The sequence below is a fragment of the Sphingorhabdus sp. genome, from assembly GCF_029865925.1.
Taxonomy (GTDB): domain Bacteria; phylum Pseudomonadota; class Alphaproteobacteria; order Sphingomonadales; family Sphingomonadaceae; genus Sphingorhabdus_B.
The window spans coordinates 1-16,761 of sequence record NZ_JARXAI010000043.1; the positions used below are offsets into that span (position 1 = coordinate 1).

General features: G+C 55.2%; 17 protein-coding genes. 7 read left to right on the forward strand and 10 right to left on the reverse strand.

All coding sequences use genetic code 11. The features are described 5' to 3' along the window. The 5 genes from QE270_RS03850 to QE270_RS03870 all read right to left on the reverse strand — a co-directional run. A partial coding sequence (locus QE270_RS03850) for a HesA/MoeB/ThiF family protein (protein ID WP_300035408.1) occupies window positions 1–605 on the reverse strand: 605 nt, incomplete at its 3' end. Beyond that, a complete protein-coding gene (gene dut / locus QE270_RS03855) occupies window positions 602–1,051 on the reverse strand; it encodes a dUTP diphosphatase (protein ID WP_300035411.1) in 450 nt (149 codons plus the stop codon). The genes QE270_RS03850 and dut, both read right to left, overlap by 4 nt. Then, on the reverse strand, window positions 1,032–2,315 hold the full coding sequence (locus QE270_RS03860; protein ID WP_300035414.1) for a bifunctional phosphopantothenoylcysteine decarboxylase/phosphopantothenate synthase: 1,284 nt from the start codon (window positions 2,313–2,315) through the stop codon (window positions 1,032–1,034). Before QE270_RS03860 ends, dut begins: the two co-directional genes overlap by 20 nt. Beyond that, window positions 2,315–3,865, reverse strand: coding sequence for a 2-polyprenylphenol 6-hydroxylase (gene ubiB / locus QE270_RS03865; RefSeq protein WP_300035417.1), 1,551 nt, complete (start codon window positions 3,863–3,865; stop codon window positions 2,315–2,317). Before ubiB ends, QE270_RS03860 begins: the two co-directional genes overlap by 1 nt. Before the next feature lie 11 nt (window positions 3,866–3,876). Beyond that, complete coding sequence (locus tag QE270_RS03870) at window positions 3,877–4,608, reverse strand: class I SAM-dependent methyltransferase (RefSeq protein WP_300035420.1); 732 nt, start codon at window positions 4,606–4,608, stop codon at window positions 3,877–3,879. A 58-nt stretch (window positions 4,609–4,666) separates the two neighbouring features. Between QE270_RS03870 and mutM the strand changes: the two genes are divergently transcribed. From mutM to QE270_RS03890, 4 genes are all read left to right on the forward strand, one after another. After that, window positions 4,667–5,479 carry a bifunctional DNA-formamidopyrimidine glycosylase/DNA-(apurinic or apyrimidinic site) lyase gene (mutM, locus tag QE270_RS03875; RefSeq protein WP_300035422.1) on the forward strand — a complete coding sequence of 271 codons (813 nt, stop codon included), beginning with the start codon at window positions 4,667–4,669 and terminating at the stop codon, window positions 5,477–5,479. Window positions 5,480–5,587: 108 nt separating this feature from the next. Next, window positions 5,588–5,851: a 30S ribosomal protein S20 gene (rpsT, locus tag QE270_RS03880; RefSeq protein WP_300035424.1), complete on the forward strand. Its 264-nt coding sequence runs from the start codon at window positions 5,588–5,590 to the stop codon at window positions 5,849–5,851. 514 nt (window positions 5,852–6,365) lie between these two features. Then, entirely contained in the window at window positions 6,366–7,730 is a 1,365-nt protein-coding gene (gene dnaA / locus QE270_RS03885) for a chromosomal replication initiator protein DnaA (protein WP_300035427.1), read from the forward strand. Window positions 7,731–7,970: 240 nt separating this feature from the next. After that, window positions 7,971–8,909, forward strand: coding sequence for a hypothetical protein (locus QE270_RS03890; protein WP_300035430.1), 939 nt, complete (start codon window positions 7,971–7,973; stop codon window positions 8,907–8,909). Window positions 8,910–8,931: 22 nt separating this feature from the next. Here QE270_RS03890 and QE270_RS03895 read toward each other — a convergent pair whose 3' ends face one another. The 4 genes from QE270_RS03895 to secB form a co-directional block, all read right to left on the reverse strand. Next, complete coding sequence (locus QE270_RS03895) at window positions 8,932–9,585, reverse strand: DUF4136 domain-containing protein (RefSeq protein ID WP_300035432.1); 654 nt, start codon at window positions 9,583–9,585, stop codon at window positions 8,932–8,934. Between the two features lie 103 nt (window positions 9,586–9,688). Further along, on the reverse strand, window positions 9,689–10,687 hold the full coding sequence (trpS, locus tag QE270_RS03900; protein ID WP_300035435.1) for a tryptophan--tRNA ligase: 999 nt from the start codon (window positions 10,685–10,687) through the stop codon (window positions 9,689–9,691). Between the two features lie 5 nt (window positions 10,688–10,692). Further along, window positions 10,693–12,297, reverse strand: coding sequence for a murein biosynthesis integral membrane protein MurJ (murJ, locus tag QE270_RS03905; RefSeq protein WP_300035438.1), 1,605 nt, complete (start codon window positions 12,295–12,297; stop codon window positions 10,693–10,695). A 23-nt stretch (window positions 12,298–12,320) separates the two neighbouring features. Continuing rightward, window positions 12,321–12,830, reverse strand: a complete 510-nt coding sequence (gene secB, locus QE270_RS03910) for a protein-export chaperone SecB (protein WP_300035442.1) — start codon at window positions 12,828–12,830, stop codon at window positions 12,321–12,323. A 239-nt stretch (window positions 12,831–13,069) separates the two neighbouring features. On the opposite strand from secB, the gene QE270_RS03915 reads away from it, so the two are divergent. Genes QE270_RS03915 through QE270_RS03925 form a run of 3 tightly spaced genes read left to right on the forward strand, consistent with a single transcriptional unit; the run spans window position 13,070 to window position 15,548 of the window. Next, the gene (locus tag QE270_RS03915; protein WP_300035444.1) at window positions 13,070–13,729 is read left to right on the forward strand and encodes a Tim44/TimA family putative adaptor protein; all 660 of its coding nucleotides are present in this window, start codon (window positions 13,070–13,072) and stop codon (window positions 13,727–13,729) included. A gap of 12 nt (window positions 13,730–13,741) precedes the next feature. Next, a complete protein-coding gene (locus QE270_RS03920) occupies window positions 13,742–14,986 on the forward strand; it encodes a murein transglycosylase A (RefSeq protein WP_300035447.1) in 1,245 nt (414 codons plus the stop codon). 7 nt (window positions 14,987–14,993) lie between these two features. Then, entirely contained in the window at window positions 14,994–15,548 is a 555-nt protein-coding gene (locus tag QE270_RS03925; RefSeq protein WP_300035449.1) for a Smr/MutS family protein, read from the forward strand. Here the strand turns inward: QE270_RS03925 and dapE are convergent. Beyond that, a complete protein-coding gene (gene dapE / locus QE270_RS03930; protein ID WP_300035452.1) occupies window positions 15,545–16,684 on the reverse strand; it encodes a succinyl-diaminopimelate desuccinylase in 1,140 nt (379 codons plus the stop codon). The genes QE270_RS03925 and dapE overlap by 4 nt on opposite strands. Window positions 16,685–16,761 lie beyond the last annotated feature (77 nt).

A 16,761-nucleotide genomic window follows, 5' to 3' on the forward strand; every position in this document is an offset into this window, starting at 1 on the left:
ATAAGGCCACACATAGCTCCCAGAACGCCCTGTGTGGCGCAGTCGTCGCAATCATCGGGGTCATGCGCGTCACCCACAAAACAGCGGTAGCAGGGGGCATCTTCGTGCCATCCAGTGAACGTTCCGATCTGTCCATGAAACTGGCCAATGGCGGCGCTGACCAAAGGCACTTTGGCGGCAAGGCACAGGTCGTTCACGATAAGGCGGGTTGCAAAGTTGTCGCAACCGTCAATGACGACATCGACGCCTGTTAGAATGTCTGCCGAGGTGGAGCGGTCGATACGCTGCTTGATTCCATGGAAGGTCACGTCGGGGTTTAACCGCGCCACGGCGGCGCCCGCGGCATCGACTTTCTCCGTCCCAATATCGTTTTCGCTGTAAAGCATTTGCCGTTGAAGATTGGACAAGGACACAACATCATCATCAACGACGCTAATCGTTCCGACGCCAGCGCCCGCAAGATATTGGATGGCGGGACAACCTATGCCGCCCGCACCAATCAGCAACACATGGCTCGACAGCAATTTGGATTGTCCTGCGCCGCCGATGTCGCGCAGCACGATGTGCCGAGCGTAACGGTCAAGTTGCTGGTCGCTAAGCGTCATACCCCGGTGGAACCAAAACCCCCGGTGCCGCGCGCGGTGTCGTCAAGCGTGTCCACTTCAATCATCTCACCTTGGGTGACGGGCGCAACGACGATCTGCGCGATCCGGTCGCCTTTGGTGATGAAGAAATCATCTTCGCCCAAATTCGCAAGGATAACCTTCACTTCGCCGCGATAGTCACTGTCGATAGTGCCGGGTGTATTCAGGCAGGTGATGCCATGCTTCAGCGCGAGGCCCGAGCGCGGGCGCACCTGCACTTCATATCCGTTGGGAATGGCAAAGGCAAAGCCGGTGGCTACCGCGTGGCGTTTGCCCACACGCAGGGTCATGCTCTCGGCGGCGCAAATGTCCATGCCCGCGGCGCCAGTTGTTGCATATGCTGGCAGCGCCAGGCCTGCGCCATGATTCAGGCGCAAAACGCGAACTTCAACCTTTTGCGAGGTCATGGGCAACCTTCTCCATCAATTTGCGGGCAATGACATCTTTGGGGCTTTCGGGCCAGCTATCGACGCCATCTTTGGTGACAATGTGAAAGGCGTTATTTTCGCCGCCCATCACATCGCCGGACACGTCATTGGCGACAATCCAGTCGCAGCCTTTTTTGGCCAGCTTTGCCTGCGCATGTTCGCGTATTTTTTCGGTTTCCGCCGCAAATCCAATCAGCAGCTTTGGGCGGTGCTTATGGGTGGCAAGGCTTGCCAATATGTCAGGATTCTCGGTTAAGACGAGGGCTGGTATCGCGTCGCCATCCTTCTTGATTTTCTGGTCAGGAGCTTGCGCCGTCCGCCAATCGGCTACAGCGGCCACCATGATTGCGGCGTCGACGGGCAGAGCTTTTTCTACCTCGGCCTGCATTTCAAGCGCGGTTTCGACATTAATCCGGACAACGCCTGGCGGTGTTTCCAGATGGACAGGTCCAGCAATGAGCGTGACTTCAGCGCCCAGATCAGCTGCTGCTGCGGCAATGGCAAAACCCTGTCGCCCCGACGAACGGTTGGCGATGTAGCGCACAGGATCAATCGCCTCATGGGTTGGACCAGCGGTAACCAATATGCGCCGACCGACCAAAGGGCGGCGGTTCATGTTCGCAAAATCCGGCTGCGCTGCAAGCGGCGCAGCGCTCGGAACGGTCGTTGGCGAACGCCCAGCGGTTAACGCAGTGTTGAAAGTCTGTCCCAACATCGCGCAAATCTGTTCTGCGACGGCAGGCGGTTCAGGCAGACGGCCGGGACCAAATTCGCCGCATGCCATTGCGCCTTCGTCGGGTGCCATGATGTGCACACCATCGGCGCGCAATTGCGTCAGATTTCGTTGAGTTGCCCGATGGTTCCACATACGCACATTCATGGCAGGAACCGCAAGTACGGGCTTGTCAGTGGCCAGCAGGATCGTGGTGGCGAGGTCGTCGGCAATTCCTGTCGCCATTTTTGCCATGATATTGGCAGTCGCGGGGCAGACAACTATCAGATCGGCCTGACGGCTCAACTGGATATGCCCAATCTCGCTTTCCTCTTTCAGGTCGAACATATGACCATACACCTGATCCTCGGTCATCACCGCCATGGACAATGGTGTGACGAACTCCGCCGCACTTTTGGTCATCACCGCCCGCACAGGGATGCCCTGCCGCTTCAGCAACCTCACAAGCTCAAGTGATTTGTAGGCAGCTATACCGCCGGTTACGATCAAGAGTATACGTTTGTCTGACATTAGCTCAATCCTGTCGCCCACATGGCTGCTGCCCCAAAGGCCCCCGCAAGTGCCGCCACGAGGAGATAGCGGCCAGCGTTACCCTTGCCCTTGCGTTCCCAGATGAGTTGAACAGACGGCAAAGGCGGCGGTTCGGGCGCGCCGCCTTTGCGCGGCAGCTGTTCATCCAGACGGCGGATAAGGTCGGGGATCATCTTCAGCGTATCGGCTTGTTTGCGCAAACCATCCGCCAGCATAGCCTCAGGGCCAAGCTCTCCGCGGATCCAGTCGCGCACATAAGGTGCGGCGACATCCCACATATTGATGCTTGGGTTCAACGAGGTTGCAATGCCTTCAACCATGACCATCGTTTTTTGCAGCAACAACAAATGCGGCTGGGTCTGCATGTCGAAATCACGCGTGATCGCAAACAGGCTGTCGAGCATTTGCCCTACTGACAATTCGCTGACTGGTTTGCCGCGCGTGGGTTCGCCTACGGCACGCAGTGCGGTCGCGAATTCGTCGACATTGTGATAGCTTGGAACATATTGCGCCTCAAAATGAATTTCGGCGACGCGTTTGTAATTGCCCGTTGTTAATCCGTAGAGAATTTCGGCCAACCAAAACCGCGCTTGCCGGTTGATGCGGCCCATGATGCCGAAATCAATGGCTACAATGGTGCTATCGGCGCGGACAAACAAATTGCCTTGATGCATATCGGCGTGGAAAAAGCCTTCCGAAATGGCCTGGCGCAAAAAGGTAAGGACAAGTTTTTCAGCTATTTTTTTGAGGTCATGGCCAGCCGCCTTGAGCGCGTCGATATCGGAAATCTTGACGCCGTCGACCCACTCGAGCGTCAGGACGCGGCCAGAAGTCCGATCCCAGTCAATCGTCGGGATCGTATAGCCTTCGACAGCTACCATTGCGTCTTTCAGTTCGGACGCGCTTGCCGCTTCACGGCGCAAGTCCAACTCGCGCAAGGTCCAGCGTTTCAAGTTGGCGATGACCAGTTGCGGACGCAAACGCGCCGCTTCGCCGCCAAGTGCTTCCAAATGCGCAGCGGCCCATTCATAAGTTTCAATGTCGCGGGCAAATTGTTCGCGGATACCGGGGCGAAGCACTTTTATCGCAACATCCTTGCCTTCGGACGTCCGCGCGCGGTGGACCTGCGCGATCGAAGCTGCGCCAACCGGCACCGGATCGATATATTCGAACAAAGCGGCCGCTGGCTTATTCAGGCTGGTGTCGATCTGCGCATAGACAAGGTCGAAGGGCGCCGGGGGCAATTGGTCCTGAAGCATTAGCAGATTGTGCACGGCTTCTTCGCCAATGATGTCGGGCCGTGTCGCAAGTGTCTGCCCAAGCTTAATCGCCGCAGGGCCAATGGCACGAAACGCCCCGGCATAATCCGGCACTTTGGGTTGGATCGTGCCAAATCGCGCAATACGGAGAAGGCGCTTTACTTGCGGCGGGGTGTCACGATCAGCCTCAATGGCGCGCAATGCCCCGTGGCGCGCAAGAATACGGCCCCATTTGAGCAAGCGAAAAATATGTGTAGCTGGACGGGTCATCTGGTGCGGCGTTAAACCTTCCAGCCGCTGTGGATCGCGACCAGTCCGCCCAATATAGGCTCGACTTTGGTTTGCACAAAACCAGCCTCACCAATCATGCGCTTGAAATTCTGCATATCTGGGAAACGACGAATGGATTCGACGAGATAACGATAGCTGTCTTCGTCTCCTGCAATTGCCTTGCCAAGCTTTGGCACCAGCTTGTCCGAGTAGACATCGTAAATTTGCGCAAGACCAGGCCATTCGACCGTGGAAAATTCAAGGCAGAAGAAACGGCCGCCAAAACGCAGGACGCGATGGGCCTCACGCAGTGCCTTGGGAATGTCGGTGACGTTGCGGATGCCAAAGGCGATCGTGTAGGCATCAAAATGTGCATCGGGAAAGGTCAGCGTCTCAGCATTTTGTGCGGACCAGATGAGGCTATCGATGCCGCGCTTCATCGCACGTTCCATGCCCACATCCAGCATGTCTTCGTTGATGTCAGAGACGGTTACCTGCGCACCGGATTTTTCCATGCGGAAGGCAATGTCGCCCGTTCCCCCTGCCATGTCGAGAATATCCTCGCCAGCACGCGGTTTTACCCGACGGACAAAGCTGTCTTTCCACAATCGGTGCGTGCCGCCCGACATTGCGTCGTTCATAATGTCATATTTGCGCGCGACATTGGAAAAGACGTCGCCTACGCGCTGCGTCTTTTCTTCGGGGCTTACTTGCTCATAGCCAAAGGATGCGGTGTCATTCATTGTGTAGTCCCCTAGCGGATTGTTGCGCCAGCCGCAAAGGCTGTTAGGTGAAAATCATATGCCCGAATTACCTGAAGTGGAAACGACTGTCTCCGGCCTGCGGTCGGTCCTTGAAGGCGAACTGATTGTTCGTGCGGAACCGCGCCGTGCAGACCTGCGTTGGCCAATCCCACCCGATTTGCGCCAGCGGCTGACGGGCGCACGGATAGAGACGCTGGGGCGCCGCGCCAAATATGGCCTGATCTATACCGACCGGCAGGACGTGCTGATATTTCATTTGGGGATGTCTGGTCGTTGGCGTGTTGACCCGGCGGAAATCGAAAAGCACGATCATTTCATTCTGGAAACGGCGAGCGGGCGGGTAGTCGCGTTGAATGACCATCGCCGCTTCGGTTCGTTGGACATTACCGATTCGGACAAACTAGACGCATACCGCTTCTTTGCAACAATGGGACCGGAGCCACTGTCAGACGCATTCGATGCATCTGTTTTGCAAAAGGCGCTGCATGGCCGAAAGGCACCAATCAAGGCGATGCTGCTGAACCAGAATGTCGTCGCGGGCCTGGGGAATATCTATGTGTGCGAAGCGCTCCATATGGCCGGCATTGACCCAATTTCCGCCGCATCAAGCATCAGCAAGCCGCGATTAAGCCGATTGGTGGTCGCGATTAAAGAAGTCCTTACTGCCGCGATCGCCGCTGGTGGATCGACGCTACGCGATTTTGCAGCCCCTGACGGTGCGCTTGGCTATTTCGCCAAGGACTGGCGCGTCTATGGCCGCGCGGGGGAACCGTGCGGCTGCGGTGCTACCATATTGCGGCGCGTCGATTCGGGACGGTCGACCTTCTACTGCCCGAAATGCCAGCGATAATGCGGCAATATCAGGTTGACGAATCTGTTAGGCAGGGTTAAGGGCCGCTCCTTAAACGCGTGTACCGCATGGGTATGCCTTTTCAAATATGGAAATTCGAGGACAAAAATGGCCAATACGCCGCAAGCAAAAAAGCGTATCCGTCGCAACGCGCGTCGCACTGAAGTAAATGGCGCACGCGTCAGCCGCATCCGTACTTTCATCAAGAAAGTCGAATCGGCGATCGCACTTGGCGACAAGACTGCTGCAGCCGCAGCGCTTGCAGCAGCGCAGCCTGAATTGGCGCGTGGCGTATCTAAGGGTGTCTTCCACAAAAACACAGCTTCGCGCAAATTTGGCCGCCTCACAAAGGCGGTCGGCGGTCTCGCTTAAACGGAACTGACTGTGCCGGATCGTCCGGCTGCTAAAATTCAAAACCCGCCGCGATCACGGCGGGTTTTTCTTTGGTCCATGTAATATTATTGAAATATGAGGATTTCCCGCGATTCGGGAGAGATGTCCGTAGTTGCGGGTTAAAATAACCATTAAAATCAATAGTATAGATATTAGTTAACGCATTTGCTGACGTCTTACCGAGTCAATGGCATTTATTTCATTTTTTTTTAAGTGCGGCTCTTGATCGACTCGATTTTAGGGGTCTAAGAATAGAGCGTTCAGCAACGCATGACGACAGTCAGGCAATGCCCTACATGGAGAATATAATCGCAGCACCCGCTGCATTTGGCAACAAATGCGCAGCTATGCTCCTGTTGATCCGTGTCCGGTAGATAGCCCGCGGTTGTGTAGTACTGGACGGGGTGGGAAATCGGGGGCAGCCAAGTTGGCCGAAGGTAATTCAGTATCGCATATAGATTCGGGTCAAGCAGGAAGCGCAAATGATGCTTCAATGCTAAACTTACGTTTTGACGCCGATTGGCATAATATTTCTTCAGGATTGCGACGCGATCTTGGCGCGCAAATTTATGGGCAATGGATTCGTTCCATAAGCCTTGGCGATTTTTGCGACCTGACAGGCACGCTGGAGCTTTTGTTGCCGTCGGATTTCTCTGCCAGCTGGGTTTCGGACCATTATGCCGACCGTTTGCGTCTGGCTTGGTCAATTACCAATAGCAGCGTCAAGCAGCTAAAAATCCGGACCCGTCCTGGCGCGCCACGTGTGGAGTTGCTCCGCGCTTCCAACAATGCGGAACGTGCAGTGGCGCAGGAGGCAAGTGAGGCTCTTGCGCCGCGTTCCGCGCTTGATCCGCGGATGACTTTTGCGAATTTCGTTAAGGGCCAAACCAATGTTCTTGCCCTCAGCGCAGCAGAACGCGTCGCGTCCAAAGACAAGCCACTTTTCAACCCGCTGTATCTTCAGGCTGCGACCGGCCAAGGCAAGACGCACTTAATGCATGCCATTGGCCATGCATATTCTGAGGTCAATCCAGACGCACAGATCCTGTATATGTCGGCTGAAAAGTTCATGATGGAATTTGTGACCGCTATGCGGCGCAAGGAAGTTATGGAGTTTAAGGCGCGGTTGCGTGCCGTTGATGTTCTTCTGATTGACGATATCCAGTTCATCATTGGCAAGGTATCAACGCAGGAAGAGTTTCTGCACACGATCGACGCCATCATTGGTGCTGGCAAGCGCTTGGTCGTTTCCGCTGACCGCGCACCACAAGCGCTGGACGGTGTTGACCAGCGCATCTTGTCGCGCTTGTCGATGGGTTTGGTCGCCGACATTCAGCCTGCTGATCTTGAACTGCGTCGTTTGATTTTGGAGCAACGCCTCGCTAACATGCCGGAAGCGCAAGTCGGTGAGGATGTTGTAGAGTTTCTCGCCCGCACCATCAGCCGCAATGTCCGCGAATTGGAAGGCGGATTGAACAAGCTGCTCGCTTACGCACAATTGACCGGCAAGCCGATTACCCGGACGCTCGCGGAAGAACAGCTCAAAGATATCTTAAGTGCATGCCGCCGCCGCATCACTATTGACGAAATCCAGCGTGCGGTGTGCGAATATTATCGCATTGATCGCAGCGAAATGTCGTCCAAGCGTCGCGCCCGCGCCGTGGTTCGTCCACGCCAAGTGGCCATGTATCTGGCAAAGGTCATGACGCCGCGTAGCTATCCTGAAATCGGTCGCAAATTCGGTGGCCGCGATCACTCGACGGTCATTCATGCTGTGCGCTTGGTCGAAGGCCTTCGTCAGCAGGACAGCGAAATGGATAATGACGTCCGCGCCTTGCTGCGCCAATTGGAAGCTTGAGTTTTACTTTTCCACCCCTTTTCAACAGCCTTTCCTGCGCTTATTCCCCGAGATTGAATCGGAGGGAATCGGATGAACAAAGTTTGCGGATCATGTGGAGCAGCTGCGGCCAATAATGCTGCTTTTTGCGCAAGTTGCGGGCATGCATTACAGCGCGCCGCTGCTTCCACAAAAGGCGCTGCGGCCCCAAAGAAACGCCGGTGGGGAGTTCCTACAGTCTTTGTGCTGGGCATTTTGGCCATGGCTGCCTTGTATTTTTGGCTATTCATTGCGGATGATTTGCGCCCCGATGATGCTGCGCCCGCGATTGCGTCGCAATCCGACGATCGTGCCGAAGCGCAGATTTTCTTCGCGATGACTGAAGCCAATATTCGCGACAAGCCAGCAATGACCGGCAGTGTTATCTTGGGCAAAATGCCCCGCGGCTCGCAGTTGACTGGCATCGTTCGGTCCGATGCCGATCCCAGCGTTGCGTGGCTTGAACTGAGCGATGGTAATGGCTTCGTGGCGCTGGCTAACCTCTCGCAAGTCAAACCGCCGGTTCTTGTTAAGTCCTTGGATGACCAGATTTGGGCAGCTGACGGCGCGCTTGATGTGTGGGCAACCACGCTGCCGGACAGCAACTTGTTGGACCGGGTTGGCGAGGGAACACAGCTGACGCTGGTTGGAACAACCGAAGATAACTTTATCGAGGTTAAGCTCTCTGGTGATCGTTATGGCTATCTGAATGACGCCCAAGCGATCATCGCGCGCCTTGGCGGTAAGCCCATTATGATTGCGTTCAACCCACAAACCTGCGCGTTTTCGGGCGAGATTGGGGCTGAATTTGCCAAAATTGGCGCGCAGCAGCAGGCGAAATGGCAGGCATTAGAAGCAAAAGAATTTGCGGACGAAGCGGCGCGTGACAAGGCTTATGCGGCGGTCGAAGGCAAAAGCAAATATATGAAGCTCCGCCGTTCTTTTGAAGGATTGTCGCTGACAGGAATTGGCCAGCATTATGAGTCGCAATCATTATATTTCAACGAACCACCTGCCCAGGTCATAGCGGTATTTCGCGCACAAGGGTTCAACATCGGGCGCGATGGGCTTTTTCCATCAACCGACCTTTACGCAGGGATATCCGCGACGCGCGGTGAGAGCGCTGCTTACGGAAAAACCGAGCTCAGTTGCGGCGTGTAACGCGCCGCAACCTTATTCTTACTTAGCGTTTTTCCTCTGGCGCAACCGATATGCGCACTGTTTCACCACCATTGCCAGGGAAGCCGGTGAACATGGCTTCGATCAGGTTCGGCACCAGATGCGGCAATTTGTTTGAACGCGACTTTGCTTCGGCTTTGCCTTCAAATAGGCGTTTTCCGTCATTGTTGCGATCAATCTTCATATCAAGATTGGCGGTGTACACCGTAAAGCTGTCGACGTCATATGGACGGTTGAAGCCACTGTACAGGAACGGGTCATAATAACCGACGACATAGCGCGCGCCCTGCCGTGTGCGGACGACATAGGGACGGTAGAAGCTGCCAAAGCCCCAGTACGGATCATAAAATGGGTCCCGCCGAACGACATTGCGCTCCTTACCCTCATCAACCGCATAATCGAGCACCACCGTCATATCGGCGTTTGGACCTGATGCGGGTACATAGCCGACTTCCTGAAGCTCGGTAGCGACCAAAGCCGCATATTGTCCGAATTCAATACCACCCGCATTAGCTGGGTTTGCCGCCCGAATGACAAAGGTTTGACCTTGCGGGGCAGGCAGTTCTTGAAAGCGCGACACCTCCGCGTTGAAGGGCGTGGCGCAGGCGCCAAGCGTAAGCAACGCTAAGGGAGCTAGAAACATTACGACCTTTTTCATCAGTTCATATTCCTTCAAAATCGGCCAAATGCCAAATACCATATAACCGTCGAAAACTAAGTTAGTTTCAATGAACTGCGGTTGAACAACATTGTGGTCCTGTTTACCGCAGCAGTCCAAGCGCAGCATAGGCTGCCTTTAAAGTTGGCGCGCTCAATTCGCGCGCCCTTGCGGCTCCTTTGGCCAGCGCGGCGTCAATCTGTTCGTGATCGTCTTTCAACGCTGTGAAGCGTTCGGAAATCGGACGAAGATGCTCAGCCACAATTTCTGCCAATGCTGGCTTGAACGCACCAAAGCCTTGCCCGCCAAAACGCGTCAAAGTGTCCTCAACGGTCTCATTGGCAAAGGCGGCATAAATACCGACCAAGTTTTTGGCTTCGGGGCGGCCCTCAAGGCCGTCTGGTTCCGAAGGCAATGGCTCAGGATCGGTTTTGGCTTTCTTGATTTTGCTTAAGATCGTGTCCGCGTCATCGGTGAGGTTGATGCGGCTCATATCGCTTGGGTCAGACTTCGACATTTTCGCTCTGCCGTCCCGTAAGCTCATAATGCGCGCGGTCGCCTTGGGAATGATCGGGTCAGGCAAGGTGAAAATATCAGTGCCATTGCCGAAATCCGTATTGAATTTCTGCGCGATGTCGCGCGCAAGTTCCAAATGCTGTTTCTGGTCTTCGCCCACAGGTACATGTGTTGCCTGATATAATAAAACATCAGCAGCTTGCAGGACGGGGTAGGTAAACAAAGCAATGCTGGCGCCTTCGCGGTTCTTACCGGACTTGTCCTTGAACTGAGTCATCCGGTTTAACCAACCCATCCGCGCTGTCCCAGTCAGCAACCATTGCAATTCGGCATGGGCTGGAACCTGCGCCTGATTGAACAGTATCGCCTTGTTGATATCCAGCCCGCAAGCCAGCAGCGCTGCTGCCATCTCGCGGGTATTTGCGGTGAGTTCTGAAGGAACATGCGGCATCGAAATCGCATGCAAATCCGCAAGAAAATACAGGCATTCCATTTCATCCTGCATTTTGACCCAATTTCTGATTGCGCCCAAATAATTGCCCAGATGAAGGTTGCCAGTTGGCTGAATGCCGGAAACGACGCGCATGTGTGTTACTCGCTTGCAGGAGCCGCAGGCGTGACTGCACGCCGACGGAGAAGAGATTTCAATTCGCTGATTCGGTAAGCCCCTAACACCAAGATTGCTAGCGCATATACCGCGCCGCCCGCGCTCACCAATATCGACAGAACGGCAATGCGCCGCCACAATCCAGTGCCAAGCTGATCTTCGATGAGTTCATTACCGAAATAGAGCGCAACGCCCATAATGACTGCCGCCAAGACGATCCGCCACGCCTTGCGCTTTAACCGATCATCCACCGCGACATGGCCGCGTTTGCGCAAGGTAAACCACAACAACGCAACATTGACCCAAGCCGATAGGGCGGTTGCCACACCGACACCAATATGCGCCAGTGGCCAAATGAGGATGAGGTTCCCGATTAGGTTTACCAGCATTGCCCATAATGCGAGCCGCAACGGCGTTTTTGTGTCGCTGCGTGCGTAGAATCCCGGGGTCAGTACCTTGATCAGCACATAAGCCGGGACGCCAGCCGAAAACGCCATCAGCACCGCCGCCGTGCCGCGCGTGTCGGCGGAGGTAAAGGCGCCATGTTCGAATATGCCATGCACGATCGGAATTGCGGACACGATGAGCGCCGCGGTTGCCGGCATCGCAAAGAACAACGCCAGCTCAACAGCGCGATTCTGTGTATCGGAAGCTGCTTTGCTATCCGCGCCTGAAATCTGTCGGGACAGCGCTGGCAAAATAGCTGTGCCAATAGCAATGCCGATCAGGCCAAGTGGTAACTGGTTCAGGCGGTCGGCATAATAGAGCCAAGATACCGACCCTTCGGGTAGAAATCTTGCCGCAAGTGAGGTGGAGATCAGCAGGTTGAACTGGATGGCCCCTTGCCCGATGGCGGCTGGCGCGATCAAGGCGAGCATCAATTTTACGTCCGGGGTAAGGCGCGGCAATGTAAGTTTGAGATTAACGCCAGCTGTGTGACATGCCCACATTAGCCACAGCAATTGCAGCGCGCCGGATACGGTAACCGCAATCGCTTGGTTTGCTGCCGTTTCTATCGGAGTGTCGCCGCGGAAGAATATCAGTGCGATAATCATGCAGATATTCAGCAATATGGGTGCCGCGGCGTTTACCCAGAAGCGGTTCAGCGAATTCAATATTCCCCCAAGCAACGAGACCAAAGATATCAGCGCCAGATAAGGGAAGGTAATGATCGAGAGGTGCCGGGCCAGCGCAAATTTCTCGGGCCCGCCATCGGGAAAGCCGCCGGTCATTGCCCAGACAATGGGACCAGCGGCCAGCATCATGATAATCGTAAACAGCACCAGAAACGGGAACAGCACCGAAAGCACCTGACTAGCGAATGTGCGCGCGGCGATCAGGCCGCGGCCAGCCTCCTCGCGTTCGGCCTCCGTCATTTTCTTGTTAAATAGCGGAACGAAAACCGCTGCAAAAGCGCCCTCGGCAAAAAGCGCACGGAACAGGTTTGGTAAGCGCCACGCGATTAAAAACGCATCGGAGGCAAGGCCCGCACCAACATAGCGCGCCATAAGCATATCGCGCACAAGGCCAAGCACGCGGCTGACTAATGTCAGCCCCCCTATGGTTATGCTGTTACGAACCAGGCTCATATGTGCACCTGGCGCAACCGGCTTCAGGCTTCGCCGGCAGGCTGCGTCTCTGCCATTTGCTGGGCTTGCGCCAACTGCTGGACGTACAGCGCGTTAAAATCAATCGGTTCAAGCACCAGTGGCGGGTAGCCCGCGTCGCGGACGGCGTCGGCAACGATTCTGCGTGCAAATGGGAACATCAACCGAGGTGCTTCGCCAAACAAAAACGGATGTGCCTGCTCTTCGGTTACATTGCGCAAACCGAACAAGGTGCCGTAATCAAGCTCGACGGAGAAATGCACGCCATTGTCGCTCTCTGCTTTGACAGCAAGCTTCAGGGTAATTTCATGAACTTCATCGGTGATTGCATCGGCTTGAATGTTAACTTGAACGTCAATCTGTGGCGCGCCATCCCAGTTAAAACTGTGCGGAGCGTGCGGATTTTCAACCGACAAGTCCTTGATATACTGGTTTAACATTCCGACGGCGGGTGCGGTGTCTTCGCCATTGGCTTTTACATTTTCGGAAACGATGGTGCCTGTTTCGTCAGCCATGATATATCGTGCTTTCTTATTTGTTGAACTGGTCAATAAAATGCGACTGTTAATGGCCGTGGCGCCTAGCAGGCGTACTGTCAAAGGGCAATGATACTTGCACGCGCCGCGAACCGCAATTTTCTTTGGGGAAAGCCCTTTGAAACCCGCATCATTAATGCTTATATGATTTTCATGCAGCGCCAAGCGGACGCCTTCGTACAGCGCATGCCTTTAGATTTTTGCCGGATGGAGACGTCGTGACGTTCACTATTGTATTGCTAGCTCTTGTTGCAGCTTTCTTGGGCCTTCGTCTGTACTCCGTGCTTGGAAAACGTACAGGCCATGAACAAGAGCCAGTGGCGCGCCGTCCCATTGAAACGGCGAATCCGCCACTTGTGCGCCAGCCATCTGCAGGTGGTGACAGTGCTTTGGCTTTGCCGTCACTGGATGCAACAAATGCTGATACGGCAGCGCAAAGCGGCCTGAAGGCAATCGCCAATGCTGATCGCAGCTTTGATCTTGGACTTTTTGTCGAAGGATCAAAGTCGGCTTATAAGATGATATTGGAAGCCTATTGGAAGGGCGATAAAGAATCGTTGCGCGATTTGTGCGATGACGATGTTTATGACAGCTTTGCCGAAGCGATCGACGGGCGCAGCACGCGCGGTGAAACGCTTCAGAACCGTCTGGTACGCATTGACGATATCCGAATTGTTGATGCCCGCTACGACCATCCCATGGCCCGCGTGTCGGTCCGTTTTGATGCTGACATCGCTGCTTTGGTCAAAGATGCCGATGGAAATATCATTGGCGGCTCGATGACTGATGCCGTTGAAACGCACGATATTTGGACATTCATGCGCGATGTAAAGTCGTCTAGCCGCAATTGGAAGCTTGACGAAACCGACTCGGTCTGATTCATCCGGGCGATGAAACGCGCCCTTTTAGCTCTCGGTTTATCCGCACTTACTCTGTCTGCTTGTTCAAGCGGGATCATTCCTAAAGGCGGTCCCGCAACATCGTCGGGTTCCCCGACTTTAGCGCGTCCCGCAGAAGATAAGCCTGCCAAACCAATCCCATCGACTCCCGAAGCGACATTGCCGCCGCCTGTGCAAACAGGTGATGGAACTAACGCTGCGGCTCTAGGCGCAGTGCGCGGGCCGCAAATTGGTGCTTTGCAAGTGGATGTGCGCCAGGCGAACCTTGCCATGGACAGTTTTAAGACAAGCTGCCCCGGCCTTGTGCGGCGCAACGACAATAGCGGTCTTACGCAGGGAAGTGATTGGATACCTGCCTGTGATGCAGTGAAAACATGGACGGGTGATGCCATATCCTTCTTTGCCGCGCACATGGATGCGGTGCAGGTCGGCAATGGCAAGGCATTTGCTACGGGCTATTATGAGCCCGAGATCGCGGGCTGCCGCACACCGCAAGCGGCATGTACTGTTCCGATCTACAAACGACCCGCTGACCTTATCGACGTTGACCTTGGGCAATTCTCTGACGATCTTAAAGGCAAGAGCATAAGGGGCAAGGTAACTGGCACAAAGCTGGTTCAATATGATGACCGGGCCGCCATCGACAACGGCGCGCTGGCGGGACGCGGTCTCGAGATCGCTTACGCGGTGGACCCTATCGAGTTCTTCTTTTTGCAAATCCAAGGATCGGGCCGGCTTAAGCTTCCCGATGGCGGGGTTATGCGCATCGGGTATGAAAGCCAGAACGGGCGCGCATATACTGGCATCGGGCGCTTGATGAAGGATCGCGGCTTGATAACCGACGGATCGATGCAGGGCATTGTGGCCTATCTGCAAGCCAATCCTGATGAAGGGCGCAAAATCATGCAGGAAAATAAAAGCTATGTGTTTTTCCGCGAACTGACCGGCGCTGGTCCTTTGGGGGCAATGGGCTATCCTGTCGTGGGTGAAGCAAGCATTGCGGTCGATGTGAAATATATACCGCTGGGTGCGCCCGTGTGGTTGTCCATGGATCGGGCGGAACCCAATGGCATTTGGATCGCGCAAGACACGGGCGGCGCCATCAAGGGCGCCAATCGCGTGGATACATTCTGGGGAGCAGGTGACCGCGCCCGTGCCATTGCCGGCGGCATGGCGGCGCGCGGCGCGGCGCTCATTTTCTTGCCAAAGGCTGCGGTCGCGCGGCTCGGGCTATAAAGCTGTCATGGCGCGGCATCTCGACAGGACGGAAAAATCCCTTTGGGGCAAGGTTATTGCGACAGTAAAACCCATGCACGGCGGTAAGGCAAAGCCTATTCCTGTTGCAACGCCATCTGCTGACAAGGCTGCATTGGCAAAGTTTTTGAGTGTAAAGCCAAAGCCCGCCCCAGCCGATTCAAAACCAAGACATGTGCCCGTACAGGCTAAAATCGCGCCTGTTCCGCATAATCTTGACGGGCATTGGGACAGACGCATCACACGGGGCAGTATCCTCCCCGATGTCAGCATTGATTTGCATGACGCGTCCTTATCATTGGCGTACAACCGGCTGGATGGCGCGCTGGAACAGGCAATTTCGCAACGTATGAAAGTGGTATTGCTGGTAACAGGCAAACCACGCGCGCATGATCGTGCAAGTGGTGAGGGCAGAGGCGCAATTGCCGCTGTTGTCCGCGACTGGCTCGCGGCATCGCGTCACGCGCAGCATATTTCGGCGGTGCGCAATGCCCACCCCCGCCACGGCGGCGCAGGCGCGCTGTATATCATGTTGAAAAGCTAAGCCGCTAGCAATTTGAGCGCAACGCGCCGGTAAATTTCGGTCAGTGCTGACAAGTCGGTTATAGCCACGGCTTCATCCAATTTATGCATTGTCGCATTGCACAGGCCAAACTCCACTACCGGGCATATTTTGGTCAGGAACCGAGCGTCCGACGTGCCACCGGTTGTCGATGGTTCGGGTGCGATACCGACCACTGCCTCAACTGCCTCTGATATAGCGTCTGAAAACGCGCCAGGAGGGGTGAGGAAGGCCTCCCCGGATATCATGGCGGTCAGAATACCCCCACGGGCCTCAACGCGTTCACGGACGCGCGCAACGAGCGCCTCGCCATTGTGCAAATCGTTGAACCGAATGGAAAGCCGCGCTTCGGCTTTTGCCGGGATGACGTTGGTCGCCTTGTTCCCGACATTAAGGTCCGTGATCTCGATATTGCTCGCTTGGAACCAGTCCGTGCCTTCGTCGAGGGTGATCGCTTCGATCTCTGTCAGAATGGCAATAAGCTTAGGGATAGGGTTATCCGCAAGATGCGGGTAAGCGACATGGCCCTGCGTTCCAGCCACCGAAATCCACATATTGACGGATCCGCGCCGACCAATTTTCATCATGTCGCCAAGCCGGTTTACGCTTGTTGGCTCACCGACAAGACATGCATCGGGAATACTGCCGCGTGCCTGCATATGCGTGATCAACGCCCGCGTGCCGTGAATCGCCGGCCCTTCTTCATCACCGGTGATAATCATGCTGATCGTGCCAGCGTCCTTCGGAATATCATGAAGCGCAGCGACAAAGGCGGCGATGCTGCCCTTCATGTCGACGGCGCCACGCCCATGCAAAAAGTCGCCTTTTATCTCAGGCACGAAAGGATTGCTGGTCCAGCCATCGCCGGACGGCACAACGTCAACATGACCGGCAAAAGCAAAATGTCGTCCACCTGATTCACGGATTGCGAATAGATTTTCAACGGGCGCGCCATGGGCAGGGTTGTCGTCGTCTTCGCCCGAAATGAAGCGTTCGACCGTAAAGCCAAGCGGCACGAGCATATCTTCAAGCGCGACAAATACCCCGCCACTGGCGGGTGTGACGCTTTCGCAAGCGATCAATCGTTGGGCATAAGCTAGTGCAAGGGCGTCAGTCATTAAGCGGCAGCGTTACGGATTAATGCGCGCCAAAACAAGTCAGACATCGGCGTTACCATAAGCCCTTTTTTCAGCGC

Bases quoted from the DNA above. Each gene is read 5' to 3' on its own strand.
- murJ (WP_300035438.1), bottom strand. From the start codon at position 12,297: ATGAGCCTGGTTCGTAACAGCATAACCATAGGGGGGCTGACATTAGTC.
- rpsT (WP_300035424.1), top strand. From the start codon at position 5,588: ATGGCCAATACGCCGCAAGCAAAAAAGCGTATCCGTCGCAACGCGCGT.
- QE270_RS03870 (WP_300035420.1), bottom strand. From the start codon at position 4,608: ATGAATGACACCGCATCCTTTGGCTATGAGCAAGTAAGCCCCGAAGAA.
- trpS (WP_300035435.1), bottom strand. From the start codon at position 10,687: ATGCGCGTCGTTTCCGGCATTCAGCCAACTGGCAACCTTCATCTGGGC.
- secB (WP_300035442.1), bottom strand. From the start codon at position 12,830: ATGGCTGACGAAACAGGCACCATCGTTTCCGAAAATGTAAAAGCCAAT.
- QE270_RS03860 (WP_300035414.1), bottom strand. From the start codon at position 2,315: ATGTCAGACAAACGTATACTCTTGATCGTAACCGGCGGTATAGCTGCC.
- dnaA (WP_300035427.1), top strand. From the start codon at position 6,366: ATGCTAAACTTACGTTTTGACGCCGATTGGCATAATATTTCTTCAGGA.
- QE270_RS03925 (WP_300035449.1), top strand. From the start codon at position 14,994: ATGGCGCGGCATCTCGACAGGACGGAAAAATCCCTTTGGGGCAAGGTT.
- QE270_RS03895 (WP_300035432.1), bottom strand. From the start codon at position 9,585: ATGAAAAAGGTCGTAATGTTTCTAGCTCCCTTAGCGTTGCTTACGCTT.
- mutM (WP_300035422.1), top strand. From the start codon at position 4,667: ATGCCCGAATTACCTGAAGTGGAAACGACTGTCTCCGGCCTGCGGTCG.
- ubiB (WP_300035417.1), bottom strand. From the start codon at position 3,865: ATGACCCGTCCAGCTACACATATTTTTCGCTTGCTCAAATGGGGCCGT.
- dapE (WP_300035452.1), bottom strand. From the start codon at position 16,684: ATGACTGACGCCCTTGCACTAGCTTATGCCCAACGATTGATCGCTTGC.
- dut (WP_300035411.1), bottom strand. From the start codon at position 1,051: ATGACCTCGCAAAAGGTTGAAGTTCGCGTTTTGCGCCTGAATCATGGC.
- QE270_RS03890 (WP_300035430.1), top strand. From the start codon at position 7,971: ATGGCTGCCTTGTATTTTTGGCTATTCATTGCGGATGATTTGCGCCCC.
- QE270_RS03920 (WP_300035447.1), top strand. From the start codon at position 13,742: ATGAAACGCGCCCTTTTAGCTCTCGGTTTATCCGCACTTACTCTGTCT.